The organism is Roseburia sp. 1XD42-69, assembly GCF_003612565.1.
In the GTDB taxonomy this organism is placed as follows: domain Bacteria; phylum Bacillota; class Clostridia; order Lachnospirales; family Lachnospiraceae; genus Roseburia_B.
On sequence record NZ_RAZG01000124.1, the window covers coordinates 1 to 5,643 of the forward strand.

A 5,643-nucleotide genomic window follows, 5' to 3' on the forward strand; every position below is an offset into this window, starting at 1 on the left:
TCTCCTTTGCTCTTTCACTTGATAGTATAGGTTGTTCAACTTTTTCTGTCCACACTTATATACTAACACCAAAAGTGCCGTGTTTACGGGCTTTTTCGGCTTTCCGTGTCCGTATCTGCCGGAAACTAAGACACCCTGACAGGATTCGATAATATTCTCCATATTTCAACAGCATTTTCAGACAAATTATTCTCACCCAAGAGGCTTTATCATATACTTTTGAAACTTCTCCGGCACTTCAAAGTTCTTTAGATGTTCATAGCCAACCAGTTCTTTATTTCCGCTTGAATCAACACGATAAACCAGTTCGTCATATCCTAAAGGATTATGCGCCCCTACCTGTGGGGTGACACCGAATTTTACGGAAATAAATCCCGGCTCTTTCTTCTCAATATCCACAATCGCTATTTCATAATCGTAAACTGCAATTTCTCCCGAATAATATTCTGAATAGAAATTCGTAACCACATTGGTGATGTCCTCAATAAATAATGCTATGACCAGTTCATCAGTAATTTCTTCCTTTGTTGCAGCATCCATATTGAATGTCTCTATGGTCGAATTCCCATTCCTATTAAAAATATTGAACAACAGAAATGCCAGTAAAATTAGCAGACAGGCAGTTATAAACCTATACTTTTTCATAAGGCTCCATGCTTTTTATTACTATATCTACACCACACCTATCTTCAATATTCCATTAACATCTACAGCATACTAACACGCAAAACCCCATATTATCACGGAAACTCATATACAAACACGAATACTCCGGGCAGTTTCCGTGTTTGTATCATATCCCCCGTTTATCGACAGCATTTTCCGTCAAACTAATACGCCTTGCAGCCAAAACCGACAATACCCTACACCCTTTTACCTTTCCGCTTTATACTATCACGGAAATCCCTGACTTTTGCGTGAAAGTATACTTTTGCCTGATAGTACGATTTTTGCCCCTATCGCCATCCTATCAGCGGCGTTAAAAAACACAAAAATAGGGGTCCACCACCCACCGTGATGAACCCCACCAAACCTTAAAACCCTTGATTTTAAGCCATTCTTCAATACTTTCGCCTGCGAGCACCCAAATTCCTATGGCATCAATTCAAGATTGCCACCTGTGCCGCTGTTATACTTTGATGACTTTTACCCCTCTTTACCCCATTTACCCCACCCAATTCGACATTCGACAAACGGGATTCGACAAAATCCCCTTGCTTTTATGCGGAATCCGGCATAAAATGATTTCAGCGGAATTTTTCATTTTTATTGACATATTTCCCGCAAAAACGTATAATAATATCAGGGATGGGAAACCATCGTCAGGAGAGTTCCTGCCAGACAGTGGAAAACTTTATATTCAGGAGAGTTCCTGCCAGATAGTGGAAAACTTTATTAATCAGGAGATTCCCTGCCAGACAGTGGGAAACTTTAAAATCAAAGGGTGATCGCTATGATCGCCCTTTTCTTTGCAGGAGATACCAATGAGCGAACTAAAACTATATGAAATATCTGAGGAATACATCTCATATATCAGTACCGTTGAAAAAAATGTTTTTTCCTCAAAGGAAAATGATCGGAACCATACACGGAAGTATCTGGGCATTGTATACAGCATTAACGGGTATAACTATTACATCCCCCTTTCCTCGCCTAAAAATTCTGATTACCGAATGGAAAATGGAGTACAGAAAATCCGCGGAAGCATTGTCCCCATCATCCGCATTACATCCCAATCCTCATCCGGGGAACTGGAATTAAAGGGAACTTTGAAACTGAGCAATATGATTCCTGTTCCTGCATCGGAATTAACCCTATATGACGTGGAGCATGAACAAGATTTATTTTATAAGGCTCTCATACATAAGGAAATGCTTTTTATCCGTAAAAACAAAAACAAAATCGTCCAGAATGCAAAAATTCTGTACAAACAGAAAAAGGAAAACAATCCTGCCATCGGATATCTGAAAAGCACGGTTGATTTTACATTGCTTGAACAGATGCATGATAAATTTATAGAAAAGAAAAACAATTAGCCAAAAAGTCGGACGCTACAAGCGGTTTTCCGGCTTTTTTATTTTCCCACTTGCAATCCCGCCAAAACAGAGGTAAGCTACGACACCACGGAAGGAGGGATTGGATTGGAAAAGGATTCTGCATTGTACCAATTGATGGATACCCGCATGCACAGCGTCATGAACGGTATCGTGAGCAGTGACGGGGAATACCAGGCGATTCTCCGCAAGTCGGACATATACTCCGGCGAACTGGACAGGATGGATTTATCAAAAGAAATCCGGCTGCTGATTGACCGCTACGTCAGCGAGCAGAACGCTCTCGGCTCCCGGTTTGGGATGCTCGCCTACCTGTTGGGATTTTCCGACTGCAAGGCCATGTTTTTAGGGAAATGCCTGCCGACAGAAGCAAAAGAAATGACCTCAGAACTGTAACCGCAAATCGGTGACAGGGCGGAAAGGCTGCGCCACAGCCCTTCCGCCCTGTCCCTCTTTCGTTTTAAATGAATATCCATACCTCCAGTTCCGCGTACCTGTTGGACTTTGACCACTGCGGGTGTTTCCTGAACCATGCCCGCTCGTCATCCGGCGTGACCGTTATCTTCTTGAAATAAACGGGGGAACCGGCATCATCCAGTCCCCCTCCCGCATCGGGGCTTAAGTTTAGGAGCCACTCGAAGCGGTCTTCGTAAACCCTCACCCCTGATACATATTTATCCATCTGTTCTTCTGAAAATTCCCCGTCCTCCGGCATGGAGAACTGCCCCATGAGCCTTTGCAGGTTTTCCAGCTTGCCGCTCACGTCCGCCTCCGTGGCGGGCTCCACGTCCCCGTAGCCGTTGCCCGCAAGGTACAGGTCGAATATCCTCCTGACCGTTTCCGCCTGTTCCTCATTGATGACATATTCCGGTCCCACCTTGTCATAGCCAAGCACGTTCCCGGTGCCGTAGACCACCCCGTTCTGGAAGGAGACCATCTGCCCCGCCTTCACCCGCATGGAGGTCTTTTTCGATTCGTTCTGCGCGAGGGTGGCCATGATGGTCAGCCGCAGCTCCCCGTCCTCATCGTTCATGGTCCATATGTCACAATTCTGTATCAGCAGGCGGGGGAGCGCCGTCCCTTCCGGCAGGAATGCGGTCTGGTTGTCCCCTTTCACAAACATGGCTTTTACGCCCGCATTATCCCTCACCATGCCAAGCCTGTCTGCCGGGACATCCATAAGCTCCGCATCCCAATCCCCGCCAATATAAATCTCCTGCTGTACCATCTGGTTCCAGAAACTCTGCGCAAAAACAAGCAATGCACATAAGAACGTGGAAGCAATCAGAACCGCAACCATAATGGAAATGGAGGTGCGGCGGTTTTTACGCACCTGGTCTAAGCTGTATTCCCGTATGATGTTCATGGCCGCACCGCCTTATCCGAGATGATCTTCCCATCCTCTATCTTAATGATGCGGTCTGCCTCCAGCGCCACATTCTCATCGTGGGTGACCAGCAGGATGGTCTGTTTATACTGGCGGTTGGACAGTTTCAGCAGGGAAATGATCTCCTCCGTATTCTTCCGGTCAAGGTTCCCTGTCGGCTCGTCCGCCAGCAGGATCGCGGGCTGGTAGATCAAGGCGCGTCCGATTGCCGCCCTCTGCTGCTGTCCCCCGGAAAGCTGCCCCGGCAGGTGTTCCAGCCTGTCGCCCAGCCCTAATGTCCTTACAATGTCATCAAACCGTTCCTTACTCGGCTCCTTATTATCCAGGAGCATGGGCAGACAGATGTTCTTCTTCACACTGAGCGTGGGGATAAGGTTATAAAACTGGTAGATAAGCCCCACCTTGCGCCTGCGGTACTGCGCCAGCCGTTCCTCCCCAAATGTCGCTATGTCCACATCTTCCACAAATATCTTCCCGCCGTCAGGGCGGTCAACGCCTCCCAGCAGATGGAGCAGTGTTGACTTGCCAGAGCCGGACGCCCCGATGATGGCAACGAACTGCCCCCTTTCCACCTGCAGGTCTACATGGTCTAAAGCCGTCACTATTGCCTGCCCCACCCCATACTGCCTGGTCAGGCCCTCAGTCCTCAAAATATCCATAAATGTCATCCCTTCCACTGTTCATCAATCTTCCGTATTTCCTTCATATCGTTCTTCCCCATCAGTGCAGCCCTGTCCGGCGCGACTTTGGCAACTTCGCTTTTCCGCAGGGCAAGGAATTTATTTCCCATATAGACGTTCTGCGCCGCATCCTATTACCTTCTTCCAGAGGGAATCAGACAATTTGGATGGTGCCCTTCCCGGCTTTTGGATTCCCGCTTGATGGCTTTTTGCTATTCCTGTTATATCCATTTCAAAACCTACTGTTCAGTTGGAAACCGTGGATACCTGCCCTGCCTTGTCAGATTGTGGTTTATCGGAGATATCCAGCCGTAGCTTCATTTCCTTCTATGCCTTTGCATCAAAGCTATTCTGTGGATTCTCCGCATTAACCGCTTCTTCACCCGCCAGCGGAATGCCCCTCTTTGCATTTCCCCATGCCTCGTTATAGATCATGCACATTTCCGTCTGTCTGGAAGCCTCCGCATTGGTGGTATACATCGTCCACCCATTATTGGAATAAGTCGCCACCATTTCCCCGTTCTTATCGTAAAACTCTATGTAATCGCTGTTTCCTGATGGCAGTTTCTGATATTTCACTTTCCCTTCCAGCAGCGTCGCCACAAAGTCTATGGGCTTAAGCACATTCTGCCTGTTCCCGGAGACAGCTTTCAGCCCGGAAGTGATAATCCCTTTTCTGTCCGGGGATACTTCCGATGTGTAGCTTTTCATTAGCCTGTTAAATCCTTCGGATTTGTTTTGGAACTGCCCTTTTGCAAAATCCTCATATGCCTGTTCCCGAATCTGCTTCCGGTATTCCTCATCACTGATGCCGCTTTTCTTTTTGGAGAAAACATATCTATCATTAAAGTCGGGCAGATGGATACCGCCTATGCTTCCTGTTCCTAGAAAATATCTGTTCTGCAATGAAACATTGGACGAACTGACCTGCATTATTTCACCCCCTTCTGTAAATCTATTATAACTGCTCCAACCTCTCCAAAAACGCCCTATAAAATTCCCCTTCTTTGATGCGGGCCTGCTGGACCTCTATGCTCCTGGGCGTATATACCCTTGGATGCTCCAGATCGTACAGCGCCTCTTTCGCTGCCTGGATTGCAGATTCCACCGTGCTTCCAAGAATGTCAAAATTCTCCGTTTCACCCTTAAGCTGTTTATTAAGCCGATGCACCATCATCTGCGATATGTGGCTCATCATCCCGTTGCCCCGGATTCCCATGCCATTCGCATTTACTTCTTTCGCCGCATCCATCCACGCATCCTTCACTTCCTGCGGGGCACCCCGACCGACCATCTCAAAGGCTTTCTCGTCCTGGTCGGCTGCTCTGCCCTGCGCCGCCTTTTCTTCCACCGTTTCCATAAATCCCACCGTTCCGGATTCCACGCTTCTTTCCATCTTCCTTGCCGTGTATCCTGTCAGCGGATATCCCGCTGACCCTATTCCATTTACACTCATCTCCAAATGTCCTCCATTATTTTTATTATTGCAGCCCCTCTGTCGGTCAGACCATATCTGTTCTTG

General features: G+C 47.3%; 9 protein-coding genes. 3 read left to right on the forward strand and 6 right to left on the reverse strand.

The window, feature by feature from the left end; genetic code table 11:
* Window positions 1-192: 192 nt before the first annotated feature.
* Window positions 193-540 carry a DUF3888 domain-containing protein gene (locus D7Y06_RS23640; protein WP_158591481.1) on the reverse strand — a complete coding sequence of 116 codons (348 nt, stop codon included), beginning with the start codon at window positions 538-540 and terminating at the stop codon, window positions 193-195.
* Window positions 541-1,241: 701 nt separating this feature from the next.
* On the opposite strand from D7Y06_RS23640, the gene D7Y06_RS26235 reads away from it, so the two are divergent.
* The 3 genes from D7Y06_RS26235 (at window position 1,242) to D7Y06_RS23655 (ending at window position 2,450) form a co-directional block, all read left to right on the forward strand.
* Window positions 1,242-1,448 (forward strand): hypothetical protein, encoded by a 207-nt coding sequence (locus tag D7Y06_RS26235; RefSeq protein ID WP_120409971.1) that lies wholly within the window; start codon window positions 1,242-1,244, stop codon window positions 1,446-1,448.
* A 36-nt stretch (window positions 1,449-1,484) separates the two neighbouring features.
* Window positions 1,485-2,036 carry a type III toxin-antitoxin system ToxN/AbiQ family toxin gene (locus D7Y06_RS23650; RefSeq protein WP_016302376.1) on the forward strand — a complete coding sequence of 184 codons (552 nt, stop codon included), beginning with the start codon at window positions 1,485-1,487 and terminating at the stop codon, window positions 2,034-2,036.
* A gap of 105 nt (window positions 2,037-2,141) precedes the next feature.
* Window positions 2,142-2,450 (forward strand): hypothetical protein, encoded by a 309-nt coding sequence (locus D7Y06_RS23655; protein WP_016293617.1) that lies wholly within the window; start codon window positions 2,142-2,144, stop codon window positions 2,448-2,450.
* A gap of 64 nt (window positions 2,451-2,514) precedes the next feature.
* On the opposite strand, the gene D7Y06_RS28125 is transcribed toward D7Y06_RS23655, so the two are convergent.
* From D7Y06_RS28125 to D7Y06_RS23680, 5 genes are all read right to left on the reverse strand, one after another.
* A complete protein-coding gene (locus D7Y06_RS28125) occupies window positions 2,515-3,420 on the reverse strand; it encodes a hypothetical protein (protein WP_330566587.1) in 906 nt (301 codons plus the stop codon).
* Window positions 3,417-4,100: an ABC transporter ATP-binding protein gene (locus D7Y06_RS23665; protein WP_120409974.1), complete on the reverse strand. Its 684-nt coding sequence runs from the start codon at window positions 4,098-4,100 to the stop codon at window positions 3,417-3,419. Before D7Y06_RS23665 ends, D7Y06_RS28125 begins: the two co-directional genes overlap by 4 nt.
* Window positions 4,101-4,105: 5 nt before the next feature.
* Window positions 4,106-4,231, reverse strand: a complete 126-nt coding sequence (locus tag D7Y06_RS27775) for a hypothetical protein (protein WP_256387254.1) — start codon at window positions 4,229-4,231, stop codon at window positions 4,106-4,108.
* 217 nt (window positions 4,232-4,448) lie between these two features.
* Window positions 4,449-5,054, reverse strand: a complete 606-nt coding sequence (locus tag D7Y06_RS23675; protein ID WP_120409972.1) for a hypothetical protein — start codon at window positions 5,052-5,054, stop codon at window positions 4,449-4,451.
* Window positions 5,055-5,079: 25 nt separating this feature from the next.
* Window positions 5,080-5,577, reverse strand: coding sequence for a hypothetical protein (locus D7Y06_RS23680; protein WP_120409973.1), 498 nt, complete (start codon window positions 5,575-5,577; stop codon window positions 5,080-5,082).
* Window positions 5,578-5,643: the final 66 nt, after the last annotated feature.

Coding starts and splice junctions, on each gene's coding strand:
- D7Y06_RS27775 (WP_256387254.1), bottom strand. CDS start 4,231: ATGGGAAATAAATTCCTTGCCCTGCGGAAAAGCGAAGTTGCCAAAGTC.
- D7Y06_RS26235 (WP_120409971.1), top strand. CDS start 1,242: ATGATTTCAGCGGAATTTTTCATTTTTATTGACATATTTCCCGCAAAA.
- D7Y06_RS28125 (WP_330566587.1), bottom strand. CDS start 3,420: ATGAACATCATACGGGAATACAGCTTAGACCAGGTGCGTAAAAACCGC.
- D7Y06_RS23680 (WP_120409973.1), bottom strand. CDS start 5,577: ATGAGTGTAAATGGAATAGGGTCAGCGGGATATCCGCTGACAGGATAC.
- D7Y06_RS23650 (WP_016302376.1), top strand. CDS start 1,485: ATGAGCGAACTAAAACTATATGAAATATCTGAGGAATACATCTCATAT.
- D7Y06_RS23640 (WP_158591481.1), bottom strand. CDS start 540: ATGGATGCTGCAACAAAGGAAGAAATTACTGATGAACTGGTCATAGCA.
- D7Y06_RS23665 (WP_120409974.1), bottom strand. CDS start 4,100: ATGGATATTTTGAGGACTGAGGGCCTGACCAGGCAGTATGGGGTGGGG.
- D7Y06_RS23675 (WP_120409972.1), bottom strand. CDS start 5,054: ATGCAGGTCAGTTCGTCCAATGTTTCATTGCAGAACAGATATTTTCTA.